Raw genomic sequence first — 23,330 nt, 5'->3', positions numbered from 1 at the left:
ACGTCGCCGTGATAACTGACGCCATCATGGCGCTGACGCGCAATTCATGACGGCGACGCCGGTTGACAGCCGCGCGGCTTTCCACGACTGGACATCGTTGCGTCGGGCTTAATGAAAGGCCGCCCTATGACCAAGACCGATTTCAAGAAAGCCCTTTCCGAATTTTACAGCGCATCGCGCAGGGACTTCACGCTCGTCGAGGTTCCGGCGATGCAATTCGTCATGGTCGACGGCGCGGGCGATCCCAATGCCGCGCCGGCCTATAAAAACGCGATCGAGTGGCTGTTCTCCGTCAGCTACGCGATGAAATTCGCCGCGAAAGAGACGCTGCAAAAAGACTATGTCGTACCGCCGCTCGAAGGTCTGTGGTGGGCCGACGAGCCGCAAGATTTCGTCGCACGCCGCAAGGAGAGCTGGCGCTGGACGATGATGATCATGGCGCCGGATTTCGTCGATCGGGTCATGTTCAAAACAGCCGTCGAAAAGACCAAAAAGAAGCTCGGCGCGCCGCCCGACAGCTTGCGCCTCGAAACATATGACGAAGGCCCGTCATTGCAGATCCTGCACATCGGCAGTTACGACGATGAAGGGCCGACGCTGGCGCATTTGCATGACGACGTCATGCCGTCGCGGAAGCTGACATTCGCCGGCAGGCATCACGAGATTTATTTGAGCGACGCGCGCAAGACCGCGCCGGCGAAACTCAGGACCATCCTTCGCCAGCCCGTCAGGCCAGCCGCATGAGGCCGCTTGGACCGACCGAAGAACGCCTGCTCAATTTTCTCCCGTGCGCCGTCACACGGAACTGGGAGCCGGACTTTCCTAAAACGCGCTCAACGAAACATCGAATATCGGAGCGCAACAATGAAACGCCCTGCTTTCACCGCCAAGAAACTCGGCTCCATCTTCTTCGCCGCCGCCCTTGCCGGCGCGGTCCTTGCCCCGCAAGCCGCCGCCGCGCGCGCCTTCGTGCATTACCATTCCGATCTGGCGCCGGGCTCCATCCTCGTCAGCGAGCATGAGCGCCGGCTCTACCTGATCGTCGATCAGGACGACGCCATCGAATACAAGGTGGCGGTCCCGAAGGCCGGCAAGGAATGGTCCGGCGTCGTCCGGATCGACGCCAAATATGTCTTGCCCGACTGGACGCCCCCGGAAGACGTCAAGCACGATCATCCGGAACTGCCCGAGGTGATCCCCGGCGGCGCGCCGAACAATCCGATGGGCGCCCGCGCCATGACGCTGAGCCAGGGCCAGGTGGCCATTCATGGCACCACGCAAAAGATGCGCGCCTCGATCGGCTCCGCCGCGTCCTATGGCTGCATCCGCATGCTGAACGAAGACATTGTCGATCTCTATGATCGGGTCGCCGTCGGCGCCACCGTCGTCGTGACCCCGTGAGGGCTGTTCGCCACGCGTCGGCGGACGAAGCGGGCCTCGACAAAGGCGCCGGGATAGCCTAGAACAAAGTTCATGAATAACGTTCATAGAGCTGGAGGCGTCCCTTGTCCCGCAGCGTCCCCTTGCCGCTCAAGCTTGCCTACACCGTCTTCATGGCGGTCCTGATCCCCGTCTACTGGGCGAATTACGGGCCGACCAACTTCCTTTATTTCTGCGACATGGCGCTGCTCCTGACGCTTGTCGGCTTATGGCTGGAGAGTCCGCTCTTCGTCTCCATGCCGACCGTCGGCATTCTCGCGCCGCAAATCCTCTGGGTCGCGGATTTCGGGTTGAATCTCGCGGGCGTCCGTCTCACCGGCATGACCGACTACATGTTCAACGAGGCGACGCCGCTTCTGTTGCGCGGGCTGTCGCTCTTCCACGGCTGGCTGCCCTTCCTGCTCGTCTATCTCGTCTGGCGGCTCGGCTACGACCGCCGCGCGCTCCCTTCATGGACCGTGCTGGCCTGGGGGCTGATGCTCATCTCCTATTTTTTCCTGCCCGGCCCGAGGCCCGATGCGGGACTCACGCCTGTGAACGTCGATTACGTCTTCGGGCCGAGCGACGCGGCGCCGCAGACATGGATGCCCGGCTGGGCATGGCTCGCGCTGATGATGATTGGACTGCCGCTCGCTCTGTTCACGCCCGTCCACGTCGCCATGAAAAAGTGGCGCGGCGCGGCGTGTGAATGACGACACTCCTCGCCCTCATGCTGAGGAGGCTCCGCAGAAGCCGTCTCTCGAAGCGCGAGGGCGAGCTCGAGATTGCGGAAAAGGAAGGCTTCCTCATCCTTCGAGGCGCCGCCTCCGGCGGCTCTTCAGCACGAGGAAGCCTTCATGCGATCGCCCCGCGTAAAATCATGCCCGGCCCTTGCGCTTCTGCATCAGGCAGGCCGTCTCGTTTCCGATCGCGATTCTCTTGGCGCAGCGGGAAACGCCCGCCTCCTGCTGCGCCGTCCCGTCGAGCGAAAGACCGCGCGAATTATCGGCGCTTGAGTAGAAGCTCAATGAAGTGGCGAAAAGGACAGCCACGAGAAATACGAACATGCGCATTTTCCGCTCCGACAATTTGAGACGGCTCCAAGATCAACCAGATCACATCGATTAGCCGGCGCGCGCAAAAAGCGCTGTGACAGCCCGCACATTTGACGACGGCGATTAAGGGGCATATACATCTTTTATGGCTGAACTCAACCCCGCCGACGTCAAAGCCTGCGCGCGGAATTGCGCCGCCGCCAATGTGCGGCGCGCGAGCCGCGCGGTGACGAAGCTATACGGGCAGTTCATGGCGGCGACGGGGCTCGAGCCCACGCAATATTCGCTGCTCGTCGCCTGTTCGCTCACCGGCGGCGCGACAGTTAGCAAGCTGGCCGACGCCTTCGTCATGGATCGCAGCGCGCTGGCCCGCAATCTCGCCATCATGCAGAAACGCGGGCTCGTGAAGGTGAAACCCGGCGAAGACCGGCGCACCCGCAAGGTGACGCTGACGCCTTTCGGCGAATCGACGCTCGCCAACGCGATGCCGCTTTGGCGCGAGGCGCAAGAGGCCGTCGAAACGCAATTCGGCGCCGAGCGGCTGCAAAGGCTTCTCTCCGAGTTGCGGGAACTGATGAAGGCGACCGCCAAAGCCGGAGAGAATGGATGACGCATGTCTGCTCGTCAAAAAAGGGGTATATGCAATGATTGCACTTGCGAGCGCGGCTTCCGCGCGATTGGACGAACAAGGCCTGCGCGACATTGCTCTTGCCGCCGGCGCCGACGATATGGGTTTCGTCGCGATCGACAATCCGGCGCTCGACGATCAGCGCGCCGACATTCTCAAAGCCTTCCCCTTCGCGCGCACGCTCATCGCCTTCGTGGCGAAGATGAACCGCGAGAATATCCGCAGCCCGGCGCGCTCCTTCGCCAATCTCGAATTTCATCACGCGCATGATGATTGCGGCGAAATCGCGCGCGCCATTGTAAGCGCGCTCGAGGCGCGCGGCGTTCGCGCGGGCTATCCGCCGGTCGGCTTCCCGATGGAGGCCGACAATTGGCCGGGCAAGATGTGGATCATCTCGCACAAGCCCGTCGCCGTCGCGGCGGGCCTTGGCCATATCGGCCTTCACCGCAATGTGATCCATCCCAAATTCGGCAATTTCATCCTTCTCGGGACGATCGCCGTCGATCTCGACATTGCGAATGAAAGCGCGCCGCTGGACGTCAATCCCTGCCTCGAATGCAAGCTCTGCGTCGCCGCCTGCCCCACAGGCGCCATCGCGCCGGACGGCTATTTCGATTTCGGCGCCTGCTATACGCATAATTATCGGGAGTTCATGGGCGGATTCGCCGATTTCATCGAGACCGTCGCGGACGCGAGGGATGCGCGCGCCTATCGCAAGAAATTCTCCGATTCCGAAACCATTTCCATGTGGCAGAGCCTTTCCTTCGGCCCGAACTACAAGGCCGCCTATTGCATGGCGGTCTGTCCCGCCGGCGAGGACGTGATCGGCGCCTATGCGAGCGACAAGAAGAATTTCCTGCGCGCCGTCGTCGATCCGCTTCAGAAGAAGACGGAGACGATCTATGTGACGAAGGGCTCGGACGCGGCGGAATATGTCGCGCGCCGCTTTCCGCACAAGCGGATCAAATATGTCGGCGCGGCGCGGCGGCCGACCAATGTCGACAATTTCCTCGGCGCGCTGCGCAATTTTTTCCAGCGCAACCAGTCGGCCGGCCTCCGCGCCGTCTATCATTTCACCTTCACAGGCGCGCGCCGCCGGCAGGCGACGGTCGTCATCGCCGATGGAAAACTCAGTATGAATGAGGGGCTCGTCGGCGAATCCGATCTCGCCGTCACGGCGGACGGCGAGACCTGGATACGATTCCTGCGCAAGGAAACAAGCCTGCCCTGGGCGCTCCTCAGCCGCCGCATAAAGCTGCGCGGCGATCCGAGGCTTCTCCTCGCCTTCGGCAGATGCTTCCCCGCATAATAAGCCTATACCGCGAGTCTCGCAGGCTGGCCCGCATGCGCCGCGACAATGTCGCGCGCCTGCTTGCCGGCGACCTCGGCGAGATGATCGAAGCGCGCCTGGAAGAAGCCCGCGCCCGCCGTCGCCGAGCGCAGCTCGACGATGAGATTGTCCATCTCGGCTTCCGGAATCAGCGCCTCGAGCTTGTCCCAGCCTTCCCAGCCTTCGCGCGGACCAAAGCCCATGATCTGCCCGCGTCGGCCCGAGACGAGCCCCGTCGCGCGCGACATCGCTTCGCTCGGCACGAAGATGTCGACGGCGAGCACGGGCTCGAGCAGGATCGGCTCCGCTTTGCCCAGCGCCTCGCTCATGCCGATGCGCGCGGCCGTGCGGAAGGCCATGTCGGAAGAGTCGACCGTATGATAGGAGCCGTCGGTGAGCACGGCCTCGACGTCCACCACGGGGAAGCCGAGCGGTCCGTGCGTCATCGCATCCTGGCAGCCGGCCTCGACGGATGAGAAATATTGCTTGGGCACCGCGCCGCCATGCACGCGCTCGGCGAAGGCGAAGCCCTCGCCGCGGCCGCGCGGCGCGACCTCCAGCACCACATCGCCGAACTGGCCGTGCCCGCCCGACTGCTTCTTATGGCGCCCGCGCACGGTCACCTTGCGCCGGATCGTTTCGCGATAGGCGACGGTCGGCCTGGATATGTCGACCGCGACGCCGAAGCGCGACTGCAGCCGCTCCAGGGCGACGCGCAAATGCATCTCGCCCTGGCCGTAAAGCTTGATCTGCGACATCTCCTGATCATGCACGAAGACGAGCGAAGGGTCCTCGTCGACCAGTTTCGCCATGGCCGCCGCAAGCCGCATCTCATCCTTGCGGTCCTTCACGGCGAGCGCCAGCGCATGGACAGGATCGGGAATGGGCGCGCGCGTGACGAGCTTGCCGCCGTCGGCCTTGCCGTCGGCGACGACCGTGTCGCCCGTATGCGCATGTTCAAGCCGGCCGAGCGCGACAACGTCGCCTTCCTTGGCCTCGCTCGCCTTGGAGACGCTCGCGCCCATCAGGCGCGACAGGCCGGAGACGCGATCCTCGCCATGCGCCGAGACGACCGTCTGCCCGTCGGCGACGGCGCCGCGCAGGACGCGCGCGACGGAGAGCTTGCCGCCATGCGAGGTGTGGATGGTGCGCAGAATGCGCGCCAATGGCGGCCCGCTTTCGGAAAGGCCGAGACGCGCCCGCGTCTCGGCGACGCCCGGCCCCTCATGACGCAACGCCTTCAAGAGACGCGTGACGCCGGCGCCGCGCTCCGCCGAGCCGATGAAGACCGGCGCGACGAGCCCCGCGCGCAGCTCTTTCGTGAGATCATCGAAGACCTGATCGCGCGGCGGTTCAATGTCCGAGATCAGCTCTTCCATCAAACCGTCGTCGTAATCGGCGAGGCGCTCCAGCATGGAGTAGCGGGCCTCCTTTTCCAGCGCCGCCTCGCCCTGCGGAATCTCGATCACCTCGGAAGGCGCGTGCTCGCGATAGACGAAGGCGCGCTCCAGCGCGAGATCGATGAAGCCGACCGCGACGCCGTTGTTCCAGATCGGTATCTGGCGCAGGAGAAGCGGCGTGCGCGACGCAGGCTGCAGAATGCTCAGCGCATGGCGCACGTCGATGGTCGTCGCGTCGATCTTGTTCAGGAACAGAAGATGCGGAACGCCGAGCTCCTCGAGCTGGCGCAGCGTCAATTGCAGCGCGGGAATCTTGCGCTCGTCGGCCTCGCAGACCACCACCGCCGCGTCGACGGCGGGAAGAATGTTCCTGGCCTCATGGGCGAATTCGACGGAGCCGGGAAGATCGATGAAGGTGTAGCGATCGCCCATATAATCGACGGTCGCGACATTCGCCTCGACGCTCATCTTGTGAGCGCGCGCCTCGGGGCTGGCGTCGCCGACGCTCGCGCCGTCGACGACCGAGCTCTGTTTCGGGATGGCGCCCGCATGCGCCAGGATCGCTTCGAGAAGAGTGGTCTTTCCGCATTGGAAGGGACCGGCAAGCGCGATCAGGCGCGGCCCGCGCGCTCTCGCTTCGTGGGAGAAGGTCGTTTCGCCCATTCTATCCTCCCTATGTAGCGGAGCCTTATGCGCGGCCCCGTCAGGTCATGCTCCCACCATGTTCTTCATTGCGCAAGACGCATGGATAAAGACGGCCCGCCGCCGTTAGCCAGAGCGATTAATGCGTCCTTGGCCGTCGCCGCCCTGGCCTGCGCGATCGCACGGCAAGAAGCGGCAATGGTAAAACGCGGGAGCCATAGATCAAACAGATCGGCTCGAGGCTTTCCCGCACCCGCAAACCACGCTAGAAGCGCATTCGTCTTCCGCAGGAGCCAAGAGAATGCGTCCCAGCAAGCGTACGCCCGACGAGATGCGCCCGGTCAGCTTCGAGCGCGGCGTCGCCCGCTACGCCGAAGGCTCGTGCCTCGTGAAATTCGGCAATACGCATGTCTTGTGCGCCGCATCGCTCGAAGACAAGCCGCCGCCATGGCTGCGCGGCCAGGGACGGGGTTGGGTGACGGCGGAATATTCCATGCTGCCGCGCGCGACGCATACGCGAACGCGCCGGGAGTCCTCGGCGGGCAAGCTCTCCGGCCGCACGCAGGAAATCCAGCGCCTCATCGGCCGCTCGCTGCGCGCCGTGACGAATCTGCCGGCGATCGGCGAGCGGCAGATCGTGCTCGACTGCGACGTGATCCAGGCGGATGGCGGCACGCGCACGGCGTCGATCACCGGCGCCTGGCTCGCGCTGCGCGATTGTTTCGAATGGATGCGCTCGCGCTCGATCATCAAGGAGAATCCGCTGCGCGACCATGTGGCGGCCGTCTCCTGCGGCATTTTCAACGGAACCCCGGTGATCGACCTCGACTACGCCGAGGACTCCACCGCGCAGACGGACGCCAATTTCGTCATCACCGGCGCGGGCGGTCTCGTCGAGATCCAGGCGACGGCGGAAGTCGCGGTCTTCTCTCCCGACGAACTTTCCGCGATGCTCGCGCTCGCGCAAAAAGGCGTCGCCGATCTCGTTGCGCTGCAAAGGGCGGCGCTGGCCTGAGCGCAGGCGCCGCGGGCTAACCCTTCTCCCGCTCCCGCGCGACCTCGCGCCAGCCGATGTCGCGGCGGCAGAAGCCCCCCGGCCAATCGATCGCGTCGACCGCCGCATAGGCTTTCGTCTGCGCCTCGGCGACGCTGTCCGCAATCGCGGTGACGTTCAGAACGCGGCCGCCGGCCGCCAGCAGGCGCGAACCGTCCGCGCGCGTGCCGGCATGGGTGACGGCGACATCCGCCATCGCCTCGGCCTTCTCGACGCCCTTGATCTCCGAACCCGTGAGCGGCGCGCCGGGATAGCCCTTGGCGGCGAGCACCACCGTCAGCGCCTTGCGGTTTGAGAAGCGGGGCCGCGCCTCGGCGAGCGCGCCGCGCGCGGCCCCGAGCATGACGGCCAGCAGATCGTCTTCGAGACGCGGCAGGATGGCCTGCGCTTCCGGATCGCCGAAGCGGTTATTGTATTCGATGAGCTTGGGCCCGTCCCTCGTGAGCATCAGCCCGGCATAGAGAACGCCCTTGAAGGGCGTCCCCTTCTCCCGCATGGCCCGCATGGTCGGCTCGATGATCTCCGCCATCACGCGAGACTCGATCGCAGGCGTTACGACGGAGGCCGGCGAATAGGCGCCCATGCCGCCGGTATTCGGTCCCGCATCGCCGTCGCCGACCCGCTTATGGTCCTGCGCCGTCGCGAAGGGAACGGCGCGGGTTCCGTCGCAGATCGCGAAGAAGGACGCCTCCTCTCCTTCGAGAAATTCTTCGATCACCACCTCGGCGCCGGACTGACCGAAGAGGCCGGCGAACATGGCCTGGACCGCGCGCTCGGCCTCCTCCAGCGTGGCGGCGACGACGACGCCCTTGCCCGCCGCGAGTCCGTCGGCCTTCACGACGATCGGCGCGCCCTTCTCCCGCAGATAGGCGAGCGCGCCGTCCTTGTCCGAAAAGCGCCCATAGGCGGCGGTGGGGACGCCATATTCGCGGCAGAGATCCTTGGTGAAGCCCTTTGAGCCTTCGAGCTGGGCGGCCGCCCGCGACGGGCCGAAGGCGAGGATCTCCGCGCGCGCCAGCGCGTCCACCAGGCCGCCGATGAGCGGTTGCTCCGGCCCCACCGCCACGAGCGCAATTCCCATATCGCGGCAGAAGCGCAAGACGGCGCCGTGATCGCCGGCGTCGAGATCGACATTCTCGCCGACGCGCGCGGTCCCCGGATTGCCGGGCGCGATATAGAGCCGGGTCAGGAGCGGGCTTTTCGCCAGCGCATTGGCCATGGCGTGCTCGCGCCCGCCCGATCCGATGAGAAGCACGTTCATTTCCTGATGGCCCCGCTTTCAAATGCTCGCCCCGCGGAATTAGCGCGTATCGCGGCAAAAAGGAAAGCGGCCGCGGGAACACGCGATCGCCGCGCGGAAGCGTTTAGGTTTTTTTTCACTTGATGTCGGAATTAATTCCTTGACAGCCGCACGCTGCTCCGGTAGACAAGGCGCATGCTCCACAATTGCGTTTGGACGGCGGAGCTCGTTTCACCTCAATGATCAGGCGCGCCGCCTTTTCCTCCTCACGCGCAGGAAAAGGACGGAGCGGCAAGCCATGCAGAAAAAATCATCTCCGCCGACGCGCGCGACCATCGCGCAGGCGAAACTGCTTTACGACGGGGGCGCGCGGATCGCGGAGATCGCGGCCCTGCTTCGAATGACCGAACGCGAGTTCCGGACCTTTCGCGACATTAATGGCTGGCCGATTCGCGCTCCTGCCTGCAAGCGCAAGCAGAACGAAGAGCCCGCGCCGTCGGTCAAGAAGCCTCTGGACGCCGGCCCGCTCATCGCGCGGCTCGAAGACGCGGTCGAGCGTGAATTCGCCCGCGCCGAGGCGGCGCTGAGCAAGCAGGCGCCGAAGACGATCGAGGCGAGCGCCCGCACCTTGGCGACGCTGGTGAAGACGCTCGCCGAACTGAAGCGCATGCGGCGCGAAGCCGACGAAACCAAAGAGGACGCGACGGGCGCCGATGACGACGGAAGCGACGAGCCGCCCCGCGAACTGGCCGAACTCCGCGCGGAGCTTGCTTGACGGCTCGAGCGGCTGCGCGGCGGCGGGGCGGCTGGATGAGCTGATCGAGGGCTTTTCGGCGCGGGAGCTGGCGCGGCTTCTCGCCGATTGGGAATTTATCGCGCGCAAGGATCAATGGCCGCCGGGCATGGCGGCGAACGGCCTGCCCTGGCGGCAATGGCTTATTCTCGGCGGGCGCGGCGCCGGCAAGACCCGCGCCGGCGCCGAATGGGTGAAGGGCCTCGCGCTCGGCCGCCCACAATTCACCGCAAGCCCGATCGGGCGCATCGCGCTTGTCGGCGAGACGGCCGCGGATGTGCGCGAGGTGATGATCGAAGGCGTCTCCGGCCTGCTGGCCGCGCACGGCCGGCGCGATCGTCCGCGCTGGGAAAGCTCGCGCCGCCGCCTTTTGTGGGACACGGGCGCCGTCGCGCAAGCCTTCTCGGCGGAGGACCCCGAGAGTCTGCGCGGTCCGCAATTTCACGCCGCCTGGTGCGACGAGCTCGCCAAATGGCGCTACGCCAGGGAGACATGGGACATGCTGCAATTCGGCCTGCGCCTCGGCGACTGGCCGCGACAGCTCGTGACCACGACGCCGCGGCCCACGCCGCTGCTGAAGGAGCTGATCGCGCATCCGGCGACGGCGCTGACGCGCGCCCTGACCCGCGAAAACGCCGCCAATCTCGCGCCCTCCTTCCTCGAAAGCGTGATCGCTCAATATGCCGGCACGCGGCTCGGGCGCCAGGAGCTCGACGGCGAGATGATCGAGGAGCGCAAGGACGCGCTATGGACGCGCGACATGATCGAGGCGCAGCGCGCGACGCAGGCGCCGCCGCTCGCGCGCATCGTCGTCGCCGTCGATCCGCCGGCGAGCTCGGGCAGACGCGCGGATAATTGTGGGATCGTCGCGGCGGGCATGGCGGAAGCGGGGATCGTCTACGTGCTCGACGATGCGACGCTCGAAGCGGCGCGTCCCGCCCAATGGGCGCGAACGGCGATCGCGCTCTATCACAAGCTTTCCGCCGACGCGCTCGTCGCCGAGGTGAACCAGGGCGGCGAGATGGTGCGCTCCGTTCTGAACGAAGCGGATCCGTCCGCGCCCGTCGCCATGGTTCGAGCGACGCGCGGCAAATATCTTCGCGCGGCGCCGGTCGCCCAGCTCTATGAGCAGGGCCGTGTGAAACATTTGGGAGCCTTGCCCGCGCTCGAAGACGAGATGTGCGATTTCGGACTCGACGGATTGTCGTCGGGACGCTCGCCGGATCGTCTCGACGCGATGGTTTGGGCGATCACGGCGCTGGCCTTGACCCCGAGGCCAGCGGAGCCGCGCATGCGACGGGTGTAGCCGCGTCATTGCGAGGCGGCGAAGCCGACGAATCGATCCGGCGTCCGCTAGGGCCGCCCTGGATTGCTTCGCTTCGCTCGCAATGACGACGCGCGCCGCATCCGCGTCATTGCGAGGGGCGCAAGCGACGAAGCAATCCAGGGGCCGCGATTGGCTCTCGACTGCTTCACACTCATCCCAGACCGGGCGCGCCCGACTTCGAAACATGCCGCAAATCGCCGACTGAAGCGCAGCCTCCCCCGCGAGCGGCGGCGGGAAGCGCGCGAGCCCTTTTCAGAGACAGATCATGCCCTCATTTTTCTCGCGCCTTCTCGGCGCGCATGCGCCCGCGCGCGAAGCAAAGGCCTCGCGGGCGGCGAAACTCCTCGCCATGCATTCGCTCCGCGGCGCGCATTGGACGTCGCGCAACAGCGTCGCCCTGACGCGCGAAGGCTATGAGCGCAACGCCGTCTGCCATCGCTGCGTGCGCATGGTCGCGGAGGCCGCCGCTTCCGTTCCCTGGCTCGTCTATGAGGGCGGCGAGGAGACGCCCGACCATCCGCTGCTCGCGCTGATCGAGCGCCCCAATCCGCTCGACACGAGCGTCTCCTTCATCGAAGCGCTCTGCGCCAATCTGCTGCTTTACGGCAACGCCTATGTCGAGTCGGTTTCGCTCGAGGGCGAGCCGCGCGAGCTCTACGCGCTGCGCCCCGACCGCATGAGCGTGGAGCCCGGCCGCAACGGCTGGCCCGCCGCCTTCGTCTATCGCGCCATGGGCGAAGAGGCGCGCTACGAGATGCGCGGCGAAAAGATCGAGCCGATCCTGCATATCAAGCTCTTCAATCCTCTCGACGATTACTATGGCTTCGCGCCGCTCGCCGCCGCGCAGGTGGCGCTCGACACGCACAACGCCGCGAGCTTCTGGAATAAGGCGCTGCTCGACAATTCCGCGCGGCCTTCCGGCGCGCTGGTCTATGCGGGGCCGGAGGGCGCGCATCTCACGGACGCGCAATTCGACCGCCTGAAGCAGGAGCTCGAAGAGAATTTTTCCGGCGCGGAGAACGCCGGCCGCCCTCTGCTGCTCGAAGGCGGGCTCGACTGGAAGGCGCTGTCGCTTTCGCCGAAAGACATGGATTTCGCGGAATCGAAAGCCGGCGCCGCGCGCGAGATCGCCCTCGCCTTCGGCGTGCCGCCGCTTCTTCTTGGCCTGCCGGGCGACAATACATTCGCCAATTACGGCGAAGCCAATCGCGCCTTCTGGCGCCAGACCGTGCTGCCGCTCGTCGCCCGCCTGCAGAAGAGCTTCCAGGCCTGGCTGCGGCCGGGCTTCGGCGAGTTCCGTTTCGACTACAACGCCGATCGCCTCGAAGCGCTCGCGGCCGAGCGCGCCAGCGAATGGGAGCGCGTCGGCAAAGCGAGCTTCCTCACGCTCGACGAGCGGCGCGAGGCCGTGGGCTACGGCCCGGCGCCAAAGGACGCGACTTTCGGCAAAGGCGGCGCGAGGGACAACAATTACGGCGTGGCTCCGCCTCCCTGACGGCCGCGCGTCGACCGCTTCGATGGACGAGTAAATGACCGACATTCTCAACGCCATTCTCGAGCGCGGCGATCTCGCCCATCTCGCGCTCTTTCTTTGGGCCTGCGTCGCGACGGCGCAGGCGCATCTCGCCATGCGCGAGGTCAGCGAGGCGACCCGGCGTCTCGACGCCTTCGTTCGCGAACTCGCGCGATTTAACCGCCGCTGTGGGAGCGATCCATGACGCACAGAAAATTCCGCCTGCCCTTTCAGAAGCGCGGCCGCCGGCGCCCGTCCCGGCGGCCAGACGATCACGCCGAAATCTTCAAGACCTTCGTTCATGTGCTCGCGCGGATGCATGCGCGAAGTGCGGTCTCCCCGGAGAAAGCCTGATGGCGCCGCGTGAAACCAAGCGCGCGGAGCTGCCGCTGTCGCGCGTGAGCCCGGCGGGGATCATCGAAGGCTACGCCTCTCTTTTCGGCGTCGCGGATGGCGGCGGCGACATTGTGATCGCAGGCGCCTTCGCGCGATCTCTCGCCAGACGCCGCGCCTCCGGCGTGAAGATGCTTTGGCAGCACGACGCCGCCGAGCCAATCGGAATCTGGACGTCGATCGTCGAAGACGCGAAGGGCCTGAAAGTCGCGGGCCAGCTCGATCTCTCCGTCGCGCGCGGGCGCGAGGCGCTGTCGCTGCTTGGCTCCGGCGCCGTCGACGGCCTGTCCATCGGCTTTCGCACGAAGCGCGCGACGACCGAGAAGGCAAGCGGGCTTCGCCGCCTTCTCGAAATCGATCTCTGGGAGATTTCCATCGTGACTTTTCCCATGCTGGCCGACGCCCGCGTCTCGGCCGTCAAGCGCGACCGGGCGCCGCGCATGCGCGAATCCCGCCTTTTGCGCCGGAAGGCGCAGGAAGCCGCGCTGCGCTTCCAGCTCAAACTCCAAAGCTTGCGCGCGCGAGCGACTTTGTAACGTCCGCCCAGCGCCCTTTCGTCACGCGAATTGATCGCATTCTCCGCCGTCATTGCGAGCGAAGCGAAGCAATCCAGGGGCCGCTCCCGGTTCTGGATTGCTTCGGCGGCCGCGCCGCCTCGCAATGACGGCGGAGCATGAACGCGCTCAAAAGGCGATCCGCGATCCACGCCGCGCCGTCCGGCGTGGAGAAGTATTTCCGACGGCTTTCCCTCAGCGCAAAAACCTCCCGCGCCGGCAATCGGCGCGGATGGGGACGCGCCCTTACGAGGCCCCTGATGTCATCGCTTGAAATGAAATCCGCCGGCGACGAAATCGTCGCCGACCTCAACCGCGCCTTTTCCGCCTTCAAGGAGGCGAACGACGAACGCCTCGCTCAGCTCGAGACGCGCATGGGCGCCGACGCCGTCACGGAGGAAAAGCTCGCGCGCATCGACCAGACGCTGGACGAAACGAAGAACCGGCTCGACAGGCTGGCGCTCGACCTCTCCCGCCCGCGCATCGGCGGAAACGCTCAGGCGGAGGATCGGAGCGTCCGCGAGCACAAATCCGCGTTCGACCATTATATGCGTTCCGGCGAGGCGGGCGGCCTGAAGGCGCTCGAAGCCAAGGCGATGTCGCGCGGCTCTGGCCCCGACGGCGGCTATCTCGTGCCGGTTCCGGCGGAGCGGGAAATCCTGCGGCGCCTTGCGAAATTCTCGCCGATACGCGCCGTCGCCAGCGTGCGCGAAATTTCGACGCAGTCGCTGCGCCGCGCCTTTTCGACGAACGGTCCAGCCGCCGGCTGGGTCGCTGAAACCGATCCGCGTCCGCAGACCGCCAATCAGCAGATCGTCGACATGACCTTTCCCGCCATGGAGCTCTACGCCATGCCGGCGGCGACGCAGGCGCTACTCGACGACGCGGTCGTCGACATCGAGCAGTGGGTCGCCGACGAAGTGCAGGTCGCCTTCGCCGAACAGGAAGGCGCGGCCTTCGTCAATGGCGACGGCGCCAACAAGCCCAAGGGCTTTCTCGCCTATCCGACCGTCGCGGACGCAAGCTGGACATGGGGCGATATCGGCTATGTGGCGACCGGCGTCTCCGGCGCCTTCGCGGCGACCAATCCGTCCGACGCGCTCTTCAATCTCGTCTACGCGCTACGCGCCGGCTATCGCCAGAACGGCAAATTCGTGATGGGACGCCGCGCGCAATCTCTGGTGCGGCAGTTCAAGACGACGACGGGCGATTATATCTGGGCGCCGCCCGTCACGGTCGACGGTTCGGCGTCGTTGATGAATTTCCCGGTGGTCGAGGTGGAGGACATGCCCGACCCCGGCGCCGACAGCTTCTCCATCGCCTTCGGCGATTTCGAGCGCGGCTATGTCGTCGTCGACCGCGTCGGCATTCGCATTCTGCGCGACCCCTATTCCGCCAAACCCTATGTGCTCTTCTACACCACGAAGCGCGTCGGCGGCGGCGTGCAGAATTTCGAGGCGATCAAGCTGCTGAAATTCGGCGTCTCCTGACCGCCGCCTGGTCCGAGGCGGCGACGCCGCGGACTTCTCTTTCCTCTCGAACAGGAGCCGGCATGCGACCCATGCTCATCGGCGCGCCCGCCATCGAGCCCGTCTCGCTCGCGGAAGCGAAAACATGGCTGCGCGAGGATGGCGGAGACGAAGACCAGCTCATTCAGGCGCTGATCGTCTCGGCGCGCCTGACGCTCGAAGCCCATACCCGCCGCTTCTTCGTCACGCAGAGCTGGCGACTGGTTCTCGACGCGTGGCCGGGAGCCGTCTTTACGGGAATGTCGTTCGCGATTCCCTTCGCCCCGTTTCAGACGGTTTCCGCCATCCGCCGCTATGACGCAAACGACGTCCCGCAGATCGTACCGGCCGCAACCTATCGCGCGCCCGCCGGGAATGAATGCGGACGCGTGATCTTCAAGACCGCGCCGCAGGCTCCCGGAAGGAGCGCGGACGGAATCGAAATCGATTTCATCGCCGGCTATGGCTCGCTCGCGAGCCAGACGCCCGAGCCGCTGCGCCGCGCCATCCTCATCCTTGCCGCGCATTGGCGCGAAAGACGAGGCGACGATGCGGATGACGCGCTGCCCAAATCCGTCGCGCAGCTCGCCGCGCCTTTTCGTCGGGAGCGGCTCATATGAGCCCGCATCCGACGATCGGCGCGCTGCGACAGCGCGTGACGATCGAGGCGCCGGTCGACGCGCCGGACAACATTGGCGGCGCCGATCGAAGCTACGCGCCGCTCGCGCAAGCCTGGGCGCGGATCGAAACGCTCGGCTCGGGCGAGCAATTTGTCGAACAGCGTCTCGAACAAGCGCGACGCTTCGCCGTAACGATCCGCTGGCGCGCCGACGTCGCAAGCCAGATGCGCATCCTCTTTCGCGGACGAACGCTCCTTATAAGAAGCGTCGAGGATCGGGACGAGACGCGCCGCTTCCTTCGCTGCCTGTGCGAGGAAATCTCATGAGAAGCTCCTTATGAGCGCGTCCCCGGTCATCTCGCTTCGCAAGGCGATTCGGTCGCATCTCCTCGCGGATCCGACGCTTGTCGCCGCGCTCGGCGGCGCCAAGGTCTTTGACGAAGCGCCGCGCGGCGCCGAGCCGCCTTATGCGCTTTTCGCCGAGACGCAAATGCGGGACTGGTCCACGCAAGCGTCGCGCGGCGCCGAGCAGTTCCTGACGCTCGCCATCGTCGCCACGCAACGCGGCCTCGGCGCCGCGCTCGCCATCGCGCAGCGCGTCGTCGACCGTCTCGACGAGGCGCCGCTGGCGCTCGACGGCCATGCGCTGATCGATCTTCGCTTCGTCTCCCTGGAGACGCGGCGCGACCAAAGCGGGCGCTTCGCCCGCGTCGCGATTCTTTTTCGCGCGACAACCGAGCTTCTGTAGAGGAAGACGCAAATGCCCGCCCAAAAAGGCAAGGACCTCCTGCTCAAGATCAGCGACGGCGCGAGCGCCTTCGTCACCATTGGCGGCCTGCGCACGCGCCGCATCGCGCTCAACGCCGATACGGTCGACGTGACGGACGCCGAATCCGCTGGACGCTGGCGCGAGCTGCTCGGCGGCGCCGGCGTGCGGCGCGCCAGCGTCTCGGGAACCGGCATTTTCAAGGATCAGGCCTCCGACGCGCTGCTGCGCCAGATCTTTTTCGACGGACTTCTCCGCGATTGGCAGATCGTCATTCCGGGCCTCGGCGTTCTTCAAGGCCCGTTTCAGATTTCCAATCTCGACTATCGCGGCGAGCACGCCGCCGAAGTCACCTTCGACATCTCGCTCGACTCCGCGGGCGCGCTCTCATTCACGGCGATCTGACATGGCGAACGGAAGACGCGGGGAAGTCGAGGCGCTGCTCGACGGCAAGACCTACACGCTCTGCCTCACGCTCGGGGCGCTCGCGGAGCTCGAAAGCGGCATGGGCGCCGCCGATCTCGTGGCGTTGACCGAGCGTTTCGAGGCGAACCGGCTCTCGGCGCGCGACATTCTACGCATTATCGGCTGCGGATTGCGCGGCGCCGGACATGCGCTCACGGATGAAGACGTTTCACGCATGAAAGCATCGGGAGGCCTTGCAGGCTATGTGCGGATCGCGGCGAACCTCCTCGCCGCGACCTTCGGCGACGCGCCGGAGACGCAGGCCGCAAACCCTCCGACGCCGCAGGACGCCTGAAAGCGAAAAGCGAAGCAGAGGCGCGCCCGCCCTCCCCGCGCGCGCCCTTTCCCTTTTCGCGCGCCATGGCCTTTGGCCTGGGCGTCCTGCGGCTGGCCCCAGGAGATTTCTGGTCGATGACGCCGCGCGAGCTGCAAGCGGCGGCGGAAGGCGTCTATGGGCGCGCTTGCGGCGCCCCGTCTCGCGCGGCGCTCGATGCGCTGATGCGCGATTTCCCGGATAGAGGGCAAGATGGATAATTCCCCGGACATATTCGGCCCGCCGAGCGCGTCGGCGACGCTCGCCATGCACGATCTCGCATCGATGAAGCAGCTTCTCGACCAGATCAGCGCATCCGGCGAGAAGGCGACGCGCACGCTGCTGAACGGCTTCGGCGCGGCGTCGTCGAGCGGGAAAGGCTTCAACGAGACGCTCGCGGCCTTGTCGCAGTCCCTTGCGCGTCTCGCCTTGCGCGACGCGACCCGCAGCTTGACCGAGGGCCTCGTCTCGGGATTGGGCGGCGTTTTTGCGAACGCCTTCGGCGCCAATCAACCCGTCACGCCTTTCGCCGATGGCGGAGTCATCGCGAGTCCCGCTTATTTCGCCAATGGCGGCGCCGTTGGCCTGATGGGCGAACGCGGCGCGGAAGCGGTGATGCCGCTCGCGCGCGGGCCGGACGGGCGTCTCGGAGTGGTCTCGCAGGGCGCCGAAGCGCGGCCTGTGGCCGTCACCGTCAATATCGCGGCTCAAGATCTCGACAGCTTCCGGCGATCGGAGGCGCAGATCGCCGCCGCCCTGGCGCGCGTCGTCGTGCGCGGCCAGCGAAATCTTTGAGGCCGCCATGAGCGACTTCCACGAAATTCGCTTTCCCCTCGACGTTTCGCTTCACGGACGCGGGGGTCCGGAGCGGCGCACGGAGATCGTGACGCTCGGCTCAAACCGCGAGTCGCGCAACGCCCGCTGGGCGCATTCGCGCCGGCGCTACGAGGCCGGCTATGGCGTGAAGACACTTGCGCAGCTCGCGCAGGCGATCGACTTCTTCGAGGAGCGTCGCGGAAGGCTTTACGGGTTTCGCTGGCGCGACCGCGCCGATTTCGCCTCCTGCGCGCCAGGAGCTTCACCAGCGCCGACGGATCAGACGCTCGGAACGGCGGACGGCGCGCGCGCGGCCTTTCAGCTTACGAAAACCTATGGCGGCGCCTTTTCCGCCTATGCGCGGACAATCGCAAAGCCGGTCGCCGGCAGCGTTCGCGTGGCGGTGAACGGCGCGGAGAAGACGGCGGCGCAATTCCATGTCGATACGACGACGGGCGTCGTCACTTTCGCGACCGGCCACATCCCGCCGGCGGGCGCCTCTGTCACGGCCGGCTATCACTTCGACGTGCCGGTGCGCTTCGACACGGATTTTCTCGAAATCGACATGCAGGCCTTCGAGGCCGGCGCGATCCCGAGAATTCCTTTGATAGAAATCGTTCTTTGAGGAGAGTCGATGCGAAAATTCTCCGCAGCCATGCAGGCGAAGCTCGACGCCCGGGCGACGACCTTTTGCCAATGCTGGCGATTGGCCCGGCGGGACGGCGTCGTCATGGGCTTTACGGATCATGACCGCGATCTCGCCTTCAACGACGTCATCTTCCGCGCCAATACGGGCCTCTCCGCCTCGCAGATCGAATCGGCGCTCGGCCTCTCCATCGGCGGCGCCGAGGCGTCGGGCGCCTTCGCCGACGAGGGGCTGCTCGAGAGCGACTTGCTCAACGGCCTCTATGACGGCGCCGCCGTCGAAACCTGGCTCGTCGATTGGAGCCATGTGGAGGATCGCGCTTTGCTCGATGTCGCCAATATCGGCGAAATCAGGCGCGGCGAGACTGTCTTCAAGGCGGAGCTGCGCTCCAGCGCCCATGTCTTCGACCAGCAGCAGGGCCGCGCCTTCCAGCGCGGCTGCGCCGCCGATCTTGGCGATGCGCGCTGCGGCGTCGATCTCCGCGACCCGGCTTTTCATGCGGCGGGCGCCGTCATCGCCTTTGCGGGCGGCCTGCTGACGCTCGATCTCGCGGCTCCTTTCGAGACGGGCTTCTTCGCGGGCGGCGCGCTCGCCTTCCTGAGCGGCGCCAATGACGGCGCGCGCCTGACGATCAAGACGCACCGGCAGGAAGGCCTTCGCGCCACGATCGCCTTCTGGACGCCGCCGGCCAGAGCCGTCGCGGCGGCCGACATGGCCTTGCTGACCGCCGGCTGCGACAAGTCGCCTTCAACCTGCCGGAACAAGTTCGACAATATCGTCAACTTCCGCGGCTTTCCGCACATGCCCGGCAATGACCGCGTCGTCGCCTATCCGAATTCGCTGGCGAGCGCGATGGACGGCGGAAGCTTCTTCCGATGATCCGGCGAGCGGAAATCGTCTCGTCGGCGCGCCGCTGGATCGGCACGCCCTATCTGCATCAAGCCTCGCTCCTTCATGTCGGCTGCGATTGCCTCGGCCTGGTGCGCGGCGTCTGGCGCGACCTGATCGGCGAGGAGCCCGAAGCGGCGCCGCCCTATACGCCGGACTGGTGCGAGACGCTGGGCCGGGAGATCCTTCTCGACGCCGCGCAAAGGCATTTCGAACCCGTTCCCATCATGGATTTTCGCGAAGGCGACGTGCTGGCCTTTCGCTTTCGCGATCACTCGCCCGCAAAGCATCTCGGCGTCGCGACCTCGCGCACGCATATGGTTCACGCCCATAGCGGCGCTTGCGTGGCGGAAGTTCCCATCGGCGCGCATTGGCGCAAGCGCATCGTCGCCGCCTTCATCTTTCCCGGCGTCATCGACTGACGCTATCCCGCAATAGAAGAGACTCTGCATGGCGACGCTCGTTCTTCAGACCGTCGGTTCCGTCGTCGGCGGCGCGATCGGCGGCCCGATCGGCGGAGTCGTCGGCCGACTACTCGGCGGATTGGGCGGCGGGCTGATCGACCAGGCGCTGCAGCCGCATGCCTCGCCGCGTTATGGCGTCGGCCCGCGCCTCAAATCCATGGACGGCGTCATGTCGACCGAAGGCGCCGGCGTTCCGCGCGTCTATGGGCGCGCGCGTCTCGGCGGACAGATGATCTGGGCGACCCGCTTTCTCGAACGCGTCAATGTCGCTTTCGAGGCGGCGCCCCGCAACGGCAAGGGCAATGGCGGCGGCGACCAGCAAAGGGTCAATTTCACCTATGTCTATTCCGCCAATTTCGCGATCGGCCTTTGCGAGGGACCGATCGCCTTCGTGAGGCGCATCTGGGCCGACGGCGCGGAGCTCGACATGACGACGCTGCCGATCCACATCTATAAGGGAACGCAGGATCAGGAAGCCGATCCGCTCATCATCGCCAAGGAGGGCGCGGAAAATGTCCCCGCCTATCGCGGCCTCGCCTATATCGTGTTCGACGATCTGGCGCTCGCGCCATTCGGAAATCGCATTCCGCAATTCACTTTCGAGGTGGTGAAGCCGGTCGCGGGGCTTGGCGAAATGATCCGCGCCATCGGTCTTGCGGCCGCAATTGGAGCCCGGCGCATTCGAGACCGCTTTCGAGCGGCGGCCGCCCGGCGTCGAGCTGTCCCTTTGCAAACGCTATTATGCCGCGGGGAAAATCTACTTGTTTACGCCGGGCAGCTATATCGGCGGCTCCGTAAATCTCCCATCCCCCATGCGGGCGGTTCCGACCGTGTCCTTTGCGTCCTATTACACGGGCTCTCCGAACAAGTTCTCGACATCCGCCAATATGGGCGGAGACGAGAACATCCTGGCAGGGACAGTATTATGCATTGACGAGCAAACGCTGCAGATCGACGTCATCCTGTCCGCTAACGCGCTCAATTGGGCGGCGCTGCGATACGTCGCGACCGCGGAGATCTGAAATGACCGGATATTCACTCTTGAGGGGCGCGACGTCGGGGCGGATCGTGGAAAGCCATGTGCGGCGCGACGCCGACGGCGCCATTATTCCGGCGGACCCCGCCAACGCCGACTGGCGCGAATACCAGGAATGGCTCGCCGACGGCAACGCGCCGTCGCCCGCTCTTGCGCACGGCCAGAGTCCCATCCCCGTTGAGACCAACGCGCGGCGCTAACCCGCCGACGCGGCCGTCTTCGCCTCGTCCAATCAAGCCTTGTCTTCAACCGACGCACGCGCTTTTGCGCGGGCGAGGGCGCATACGCGCCCGAAAGGAAACCTTCCATGCAATGGCCCAATGAACACAAACCCGCCGAGCTGATCAATTTCTATGGCGATCCCGTGCTGCACAGCTCGATCAATCCAATTTGGGAGCGCGAACACATCGTGGATCTCATTCCGCCATACGAGATGCGCTACTCCTGGGGCCCGCCCGCGACCAGGCTGCGCTTTCACAGGAAATGCCGCGACGCCTTCGGCGAAGCGCTGCTCTCGATCAAAAAGCTCTACGGAACGCAGAAAGATATCGAAGCGCACCGTCTGCATTTGACCGGCGGGTCGCTGACGGTGCGGCTCAAGCGCGGTTCAAGCAGGTCCTGGTCGACGCATAGTTTCGGCGCCGCCATCGACATCGACCCGCAACACAATCCCTTCCGCTCCAAGTGGCGGCCGGGCTTCATCCCGCGCGAAGCGGCGAAATGCTTCCAGGATTGCGGTCTCGTCTGGCGCGGCGCCAATGGCGACATCGACCCGATGCATTTCCAGGCCGTCGCGCGCCGCTGATCGGCATTCATCACAAGCTAAGGAGAAAAAATGTCAGCAATCGACAATCTCGCCGCCGCCTTCAACGACGTGCGCGCGACCGTGGTCGCCGCCGTCGAGCGTATTCAATATCTGACCCATGACCTCGCTTACGCCCGCGTCGAAGCCGCCGATGCGGCGGCGGTGGAGCAGATCGCCGCCGAACTCCACGCCACCGCCGACCAGCTAAGAGGCGCGCTCGCCGCCTCCGATCCGACGCAGCCGCAGGCCTGAGGCAATTCGGGAGCCCTCAATGAACGGATATCGAACCTATCTTGCCGCCGCTCTCATGGCGATCTTCGGCGCGCTCGCCTCGACCGACTGGATCGCCTTTCTCGACGATCCCAAAGCCGGCGCGGTCGCCGTCGCCGCAGCGGCGCTGATGGCGCTGATGCGTGTCTTCACGACGACGCCTCCGGGCGAAATCTCGAAGCTCATGCGCCTCTCCCGATAGATTTGCCTCGGCCTCGGAAGGCGGCCATGATCGCGCCCGGACGCTCGCGGGCGCGTTCAGGCGCCGTTCATGGCCCCAGGGGAAGGATGAAGCAGGAGAATAAATGACGATCGTCCTCAGGATTCGCAGCGCTCTGGCCGCCGCCGCGATCACGGCGGCGTTCGGCTGCGCGCGCGCGGAAGAGGCGGTCGAACGAATGGCGGAACGCGGGCCGCCTCATCGCCAATGTTTCTCCACCGCTCAAACCCGCGAAAAAATCGAAGCGCACAAGCTCACCGATCCCTTCGCCTGCATGCAGGCGGCGGCGCGCGAACATGGCGGAGAGGCGCTGGGCGCCCGGCTCTGCCGCCTTGACGAATCATATATCTACGAGATCACCTTGCTGCGGCCCGACGGTCGTATCGTCAAACTTATGTTCGACGCGGCGACCGGCAGGCCGCATTCTGGCCGCAAGGATAATTGAGAGACAAAGCTGCGTTTCGCTTAGGAGGGAATGAGGTGCGGCTGCTCGTCGTCGAGGACGATAAGGATTTGAACCGCCAGATCGCACAGGCGCTCGAACAATCGGGCTACGCGGTGGACCGCGCCTTCGACGGCGAAGAGGGACATTTTCTGGGAGAGACCGAGGCCTATGACGCTGTCGTGCTCGACATCGGCCTGCCCAAAAAGGACGGCATCACGATTCTGGAGGAGTGGCGCGCGAACGGACGCGTCATGCCGGTCCTGATTCTCACCGCGCGGGACCGCTGGAGCGAGAAGGTGCAGGGCTTCGACGCCGGCGCCGACGATTATGTGTCCAAACCCTTTCACATGGAGGAAGTTCTCGCGCGCATCCGCGCGCTGCTGCGCCGCGCCGCGGGACATGCGACCAATGAGATCGTCTGCGGCCCCGTGCGGCTCGACACCAAGGCGGGCCGCGTCGTCGTCGACGGGGCTCCCGTGAAGCTGACGTCGCATGAATATCGCTTGCTCGCCTATCTGATGCATCATAGCGGCCGCGTCGTGTCGCGCGGCGAGATCATCGAGCACATCTACGACCAGGATTTCGACCGCGATTCGAATACGATCGAGGTTTTCGTCGGCCGTCTGCGCAAGAAGCTCGGCGTCGATCTGATCCACACCGTTCGCGGCCTCGGCTACATGGCCTCGCCTTCCGTGGAGGAGAGCGGCGGAAAGCGATAGAT

General features: G+C 65.6%; 32 protein-coding genes and 1 pseudogene. 30 read left to right on the top strand and 3 right to left on the bottom strand.

The features are described from left to right. Window positions 1-126 precede the first annotated feature (126 nt). From ACV7JP_RS11145 to ACV7JP_RS11135, 3 genes are all read left to right on the top strand, one after another. Window positions 127-744 carry a GyrI-like domain-containing protein gene (locus ACV7JP_RS11145; protein WP_457795751.1) on the top strand — a complete coding sequence of 206 codons (618 nt, stop codon included), beginning with the start codon at window positions 127-129 and terminating at the stop codon, window positions 742-744. 120 nt (window positions 745-864) lie between these two features. Beyond that, window positions 865-1,401 (top strand): L,D-transpeptidase, encoded by a 537-nt coding sequence (locus ACV7JP_RS11140; RefSeq protein WP_457795750.1) that lies wholly within the window; start codon window positions 865-867, stop codon window positions 1,399-1,401. Window positions 1,402-1,553: 152 nt separating this feature from the next. Then, window positions 1,554-2,132, top strand: a complete 579-nt coding sequence (locus ACV7JP_RS11135; protein ID WP_457799072.1) for a hypothetical protein — start codon at window positions 1,554-1,556, stop codon at window positions 2,130-2,132. A gap of 165 nt (window positions 2,133-2,297) precedes the next feature. Here ACV7JP_RS11135 and ACV7JP_RS11130 read toward each other — a convergent pair whose 3' ends face one another. After that, window positions 2,298-2,486, bottom strand: a complete 189-nt coding sequence (locus tag ACV7JP_RS11130; protein ID WP_457795749.1) for a hypothetical protein — start codon at window positions 2,484-2,486, stop codon at window positions 2,298-2,300. A gap of 133 nt (window positions 2,487-2,619) precedes the next feature. Here ACV7JP_RS11130 and ACV7JP_RS11125 point away from each other — a divergent pair, with 133 nt between their 5' ends. Together ACV7JP_RS11125 and ACV7JP_RS11120 are read left to right on the top strand one after the other, a co-directional pair. Continuing rightward, a complete protein-coding gene (locus ACV7JP_RS11125; protein ID WP_457795748.1) occupies window positions 2,620-3,084 on the top strand; it encodes a MarR family winged helix-turn-helix transcriptional regulator in 465 nt (154 codons plus the stop codon). A gap of 34 nt (window positions 3,085-3,118) precedes the next feature. Next, window positions 3,119-4,411, top strand: a complete 1,293-nt coding sequence (locus tag ACV7JP_RS11120) for an SCP2 sterol-binding domain-containing protein (RefSeq protein ID WP_457795747.1) — start codon at window positions 3,119-3,121, stop codon at window positions 4,409-4,411. 5 nt (window positions 4,412-4,416) lie between these two features. On the opposite strand, the gene ACV7JP_RS11115 is transcribed toward ACV7JP_RS11120, so the two are convergent. After that, window positions 4,417-6,495 (bottom strand): elongation factor G, encoded by a 2,079-nt coding sequence (locus tag ACV7JP_RS11115; protein ID WP_457795746.1) that lies wholly within the window; start codon window positions 6,493-6,495, stop codon window positions 4,417-4,419. Between the two features lie 280 nt (window positions 6,496-6,775). On the opposite strand from ACV7JP_RS11115, the gene rph reads away from it, so the two are divergent. Further along, entirely contained in the window at window positions 6,776-7,489 is a 714-nt protein-coding gene (gene rph, locus ACV7JP_RS11110) for a ribonuclease PH (RefSeq protein WP_457795745.1), read from the top strand. 16 nt (window positions 7,490-7,505) lie between these two features. Here the strand turns inward: rph and purD are convergent, their stop codons facing one another. Further along, complete coding sequence (purD, locus tag ACV7JP_RS11105; protein ID WP_457795744.1) at window positions 7,506-8,789, bottom strand: phosphoribosylamine--glycine ligase; 1,284 nt, start codon at window positions 8,787-8,789, stop codon at window positions 7,506-7,508. 277 nt (window positions 8,790-9,066) lie between these two features. Between purD and ACV7JP_RS11100 the strand changes: the two genes are divergently transcribed. The 24 genes and pseudogenes from ACV7JP_RS11100 (at window position 9,067) to ACV7JP_RS10985 (ending at window position 23,328) form a co-directional block, all read left to right on the top strand. After that, entirely contained in the window at window positions 9,067-9,543 is a 477-nt protein-coding gene (locus ACV7JP_RS11100) for a hypothetical protein (RefSeq protein WP_457795743.1), read from the top strand. Next, on the top strand, window positions 9,536-10,867 hold the full coding sequence (locus ACV7JP_RS11095) for a DNA-packaging protein (RefSeq protein ID WP_457799071.1): 1,332 nt from the start codon (window positions 9,536-9,538) through the stop codon (window positions 10,865-10,867). The genes ACV7JP_RS11100 and ACV7JP_RS11095 overlap by 8 nt, the downstream gene beginning before the upstream one ends. A 286-nt stretch (window positions 10,868-11,153) precedes the next feature. After that, on the top strand, window positions 11,154-12,383 hold the full coding sequence (locus ACV7JP_RS11090; protein WP_457795742.1) for a phage portal protein: 1,230 nt from the start codon (window positions 11,154-11,156) through the stop codon (window positions 12,381-12,383). A gap of 34 nt (window positions 12,384-12,417) precedes the next feature. Then, window positions 12,418-12,606: a hypothetical protein gene (locus ACV7JP_RS11085; protein WP_457795741.1), complete on the top strand. Its 189-nt coding sequence runs from the start codon at window positions 12,418-12,420 to the stop codon at window positions 12,604-12,606. Further along, entirely contained in the window at window positions 12,603-12,755 is a 153-nt protein-coding gene (locus tag ACV7JP_RS11080; RefSeq protein ID WP_457795740.1) for a histidine kinase, read from the top strand. The genes ACV7JP_RS11085 and ACV7JP_RS11080 overlap by 4 nt, the downstream gene beginning before the upstream one ends. Next, entirely contained in the window at window positions 12,755-13,330 is a 576-nt protein-coding gene (locus ACV7JP_RS11075) for an HK97 family phage prohead protease (protein ID WP_457795739.1), read from the top strand. The genes ACV7JP_RS11080 and ACV7JP_RS11075 overlap by 1 nt, the downstream gene beginning before the upstream one ends. 278 nt (window positions 13,331-13,608) lie before the next feature. Beyond that, on the top strand, window positions 13,609-14,838 hold the full coding sequence (locus ACV7JP_RS11070) for a phage major capsid protein (protein WP_457795738.1): 1,230 nt from the start codon (window positions 13,609-13,611) through the stop codon (window positions 14,836-14,838). 62 nt (window positions 14,839-14,900) lie between these two features. Further along, complete coding sequence (locus ACV7JP_RS11065) at window positions 14,901-15,476, top strand: head-tail connector protein (protein WP_457795737.1); 576 nt, start codon at window positions 14,901-14,903, stop codon at window positions 15,474-15,476. Beyond that, entirely contained in the window at window positions 15,473-15,802 is a 330-nt protein-coding gene (locus ACV7JP_RS11060; protein WP_457795736.1) for a phage head closure protein, read from the top strand. The genes ACV7JP_RS11065 and ACV7JP_RS11060 overlap by 4 nt, the downstream gene beginning before the upstream one ends. A 10-nt stretch (window positions 15,803-15,812) precedes the next feature. Then, window positions 15,813-16,223, top strand: a complete 411-nt coding sequence (locus ACV7JP_RS11055) for a DUF3168 domain-containing protein (protein WP_457795735.1) — start codon at window positions 15,813-15,815, stop codon at window positions 16,221-16,223. 12 nt (window positions 16,224-16,235) lie between these two features. Then, entirely contained in the window at window positions 16,236-16,646 is a 411-nt protein-coding gene (locus tag ACV7JP_RS11050) for a phage major tail protein, TP901-1 family (RefSeq protein WP_457795734.1), read from the top strand. 1 nt (window position 16,647) lies between these two features. Continuing rightward, window positions 16,648-17,001: a gene transfer agent family protein gene (locus ACV7JP_RS11045; protein WP_457795733.1), complete on the top strand. Its 354-nt coding sequence runs from the start codon at window positions 16,648-16,650 to the stop codon at window positions 16,999-17,001. Window positions 17,002-17,066: 65 nt separating this feature from the next. Further along, on the top strand, window positions 17,067-17,240 hold the full coding sequence (locus ACV7JP_RS11040) for a rcc01693 family protein (protein ID WP_457795732.1): 174 nt from the start codon (window positions 17,067-17,069) through the stop codon (window positions 17,238-17,240). After that, complete coding sequence (locus ACV7JP_RS11035) at window positions 17,233-17,814, top strand: phage tail tape measure protein (RefSeq protein WP_457795731.1); 582 nt, start codon at window positions 17,233-17,235, stop codon at window positions 17,812-17,814. Before ACV7JP_RS11040 ends, ACV7JP_RS11035 begins: the two co-directional genes overlap by 8 nt. A 7-nt stretch (window positions 17,815-17,821) precedes the next feature. Further along, complete coding sequence (locus ACV7JP_RS11030; protein WP_457795730.1) at window positions 17,822-18,460, top strand: phage distal tail protein, Rcc01695 family; 639 nt, start codon at window positions 17,822-17,824, stop codon at window positions 18,458-18,460. A 9-nt stretch (window positions 18,461-18,469) separates the two neighbouring features. After that, window positions 18,470-19,360: a DUF2163 domain-containing protein gene (locus ACV7JP_RS11025; protein ID WP_457795729.1), complete on the top strand. Its 891-nt coding sequence runs from the start codon at window positions 18,470-18,472 to the stop codon at window positions 19,358-19,360. Then, complete coding sequence (locus ACV7JP_RS11020) at window positions 19,357-19,791, top strand: NlpC/P60 family protein (protein WP_457795728.1); 435 nt, start codon at window positions 19,357-19,359, stop codon at window positions 19,789-19,791. The genes ACV7JP_RS11025 and ACV7JP_RS11020 overlap by 4 nt, the downstream gene beginning before the upstream one ends. 28 nt (window positions 19,792-19,819) lie before the next feature. Then, window positions 19,820-20,488, top strand: a pseudogene (locus tag ACV7JP_RS11015) (baseplate multidomain protein megatron); the annotation flags it as partial. Between the two features lie 368 nt (window positions 20,489-20,856). Continuing rightward, window positions 20,857-21,069: a hypothetical protein gene (locus ACV7JP_RS11010; RefSeq protein WP_457795727.1), complete on the top strand. Its 213-nt coding sequence runs from the start codon at window positions 20,857-20,859 to the stop codon at window positions 21,067-21,069. 107 nt (window positions 21,070-21,176) lie between these two features. Further along, window positions 21,177-21,674 (top strand): M15 family metallopeptidase, encoded by a 498-nt coding sequence (locus tag ACV7JP_RS11005; protein ID WP_457795726.1) that lies wholly within the window; start codon window positions 21,177-21,179, stop codon window positions 21,672-21,674. A 30-nt stretch (window positions 21,675-21,704) separates the two neighbouring features. Further along, window positions 21,705-21,926: a hypothetical protein gene (locus ACV7JP_RS11000; RefSeq protein WP_457795725.1), complete on the top strand. Its 222-nt coding sequence runs from the start codon at window positions 21,705-21,707 to the stop codon at window positions 21,924-21,926. Window positions 21,927-21,945: 19 nt separating this feature from the next. Then, complete coding sequence (locus ACV7JP_RS10995; protein ID WP_457795724.1) at window positions 21,946-22,146, top strand: hypothetical protein; 201 nt, start codon at window positions 21,946-21,948, stop codon at window positions 22,144-22,146. 103 nt (window positions 22,147-22,249) lie between these two features. Next, a complete protein-coding gene (locus tag ACV7JP_RS10990; protein ID WP_457795723.1) occupies window positions 22,250-22,609 on the top strand; it encodes a PepSY domain-containing protein in 360 nt (119 codons plus the stop codon). A 35-nt stretch (window positions 22,610-22,644) separates the two neighbouring features. Then, on the top strand, window positions 22,645-23,328 hold the full coding sequence (locus ACV7JP_RS10985; protein ID WP_457795722.1) for a response regulator transcription factor: 684 nt from the start codon (window positions 22,645-22,647) through the stop codon (window positions 23,326-23,328). Window positions 23,329-23,330 lie beyond the last annotated feature (2 nt).

This window comes from Methylocystis sp. S23 (assembly GCF_054106005.1).
This window is presented reverse-complemented; position numbering and strand designations above follow the sequence as displayed.

Coding starts and splice junctions, on each gene's coding strand:
- ACV7JP_RS11075 (WP_457795739.1), top strand. CDS start 12,755: ATGGCGCCGCGTGAAACCAAGCGCGCGGAGCTGCCGCTGTCGCGCGTG.
- ACV7JP_RS11035 (WP_457795731.1), top strand. CDS start 17,233: ATGGATAATTCCCCGGACATATTCGGCCCGCCGAGCGCGTCGGCGACG.
- ACV7JP_RS11005 (WP_457795726.1), top strand. CDS start 21,177: ATGCAATGGCCCAATGAACACAAACCCGCCGAGCTGATCAATTTCTAT.
- ACV7JP_RS11140 (WP_457795750.1), top strand. CDS start 865: ATGAAACGCCCTGCTTTCACCGCCAAGAAACTCGGCTCCATCTTCTTC.
- purD (WP_457795744.1), bottom strand. CDS start 8,789: ATGAACGTGCTTCTCATCGGATCGGGCGGGCGCGAGCACGCCATGGCC.
- rph (WP_457795745.1), top strand. CDS start 6,776: ATGCGTCCCAGCAAGCGTACGCCCGACGAGATGCGCCCGGTCAGCTTC.
- ACV7JP_RS11090 (WP_457795742.1), top strand. CDS start 11,154: ATGCCCTCATTTTTCTCGCGCCTTCTCGGCGCGCATGCGCCCGCGCGC.
- ACV7JP_RS11070 (WP_457795738.1), top strand. CDS start 13,609: ATGTCATCGCTTGAAATGAAATCCGCCGGCGACGAAATCGTCGCCGAC.
- ACV7JP_RS10990 (WP_457795723.1), top strand. CDS start 22,250: ATGACGATCGTCCTCAGGATTCGCAGCGCTCTGGCCGCCGCCGCGATC.
- ACV7JP_RS10995 (WP_457795724.1), top strand. CDS start 21,946: ATGAACGGATATCGAACCTATCTTGCCGCCGCTCTCATGGCGATCTTC.
- ACV7JP_RS11125 (WP_457795748.1), top strand. CDS start 2,620: ATGGCTGAACTCAACCCCGCCGACGTCAAAGCCTGCGCGCGGAATTGC.
- ACV7JP_RS11080 (WP_457795740.1), top strand. CDS start 12,603: ATGACGCACAGAAAATTCCGCCTGCCCTTTCAGAAGCGCGGCCGCCGG.
- ACV7JP_RS11050 (WP_457795734.1), top strand. CDS start 16,236: ATGCCCGCCCAAAAAGGCAAGGACCTCCTGCTCAAGATCAGCGACGGC.
- ACV7JP_RS11115 (WP_457795746.1), bottom strand. CDS start 6,495: ATGGGCGAAACGACCTTCTCCCACGAAGCGAGAGCGCGCGGGCCGCGC.
- ACV7JP_RS11145 (WP_457795751.1), top strand. CDS start 127: ATGACCAAGACCGATTTCAAGAAAGCCCTTTCCGAATTTTACAGCGCA.
- ACV7JP_RS11135 (WP_457799072.1), top strand. CDS start 1,554: ATGGCGGTCCTGATCCCCGTCTACTGGGCGAATTACGGGCCGACCAAC.
- ACV7JP_RS11045 (WP_457795733.1), top strand. CDS start 16,648: ATGGCGAACGGAAGACGCGGGGAAGTCGAGGCGCTGCTCGACGGCAAG.
- ACV7JP_RS11060 (WP_457795736.1), top strand. CDS start 15,473: ATGAGCCCGCATCCGACGATCGGCGCGCTGCGACAGCGCGTGACGATC.
- ACV7JP_RS11120 (WP_457795747.1), top strand. CDS start 3,119: ATGATTGCACTTGCGAGCGCGGCTTCCGCGCGATTGGACGAACAAGGC.
- ACV7JP_RS11100 (WP_457795743.1), top strand. CDS start 9,067: ATGCAGAAAAAATCATCTCCGCCGACGCGCGCGACCATCGCGCAGGCG.
- ACV7JP_RS11000 (WP_457795725.1), top strand. CDS start 21,705: ATGTCAGCAATCGACAATCTCGCCGCCGCCTTCAACGACGTGCGCGCG.
- ACV7JP_RS11030 (WP_457795730.1), top strand. CDS start 17,822: ATGAGCGACTTCCACGAAATTCGCTTTCCCCTCGACGTTTCGCTTCAC.
- ACV7JP_RS11130 (WP_457795749.1), bottom strand. CDS start 2,486: ATGTTCGTATTTCTCGTGGCTGTCCTTTTCGCCACTTCATTGAGCTTC.
- ACV7JP_RS11010 (WP_457795727.1), top strand. CDS start 20,857: ATGACCGGATATTCACTCTTGAGGGGCGCGACGTCGGGGCGGATCGTG.
- ACV7JP_RS11065 (WP_457795737.1), top strand. CDS start 14,901: ATGCGACCCATGCTCATCGGCGCGCCCGCCATCGAGCCCGTCTCGCTC.
- ACV7JP_RS11055 (WP_457795735.1), top strand. CDS start 15,813: ATGAGCGCGTCCCCGGTCATCTCGCTTCGCAAGGCGATTCGGTCGCAT.
- ACV7JP_RS11085 (WP_457795741.1), top strand. CDS start 12,418: ATGACCGACATTCTCAACGCCATTCTCGAGCGCGGCGATCTCGCCCAT.
- ACV7JP_RS11025 (WP_457795729.1), top strand. CDS start 18,470: ATGCGAAAATTCTCCGCAGCCATGCAGGCGAAGCTCGACGCCCGGGCG.
- ACV7JP_RS11020 (WP_457795728.1), top strand. CDS start 19,357: ATGATCCGGCGAGCGGAAATCGTCTCGTCGGCGCGCCGCTGGATCGGC.
- ACV7JP_RS11040 (WP_457795732.1), top strand. CDS start 17,067: ATGGCCTTTGGCCTGGGCGTCCTGCGGCTGGCCCCAGGAGATTTCTGG.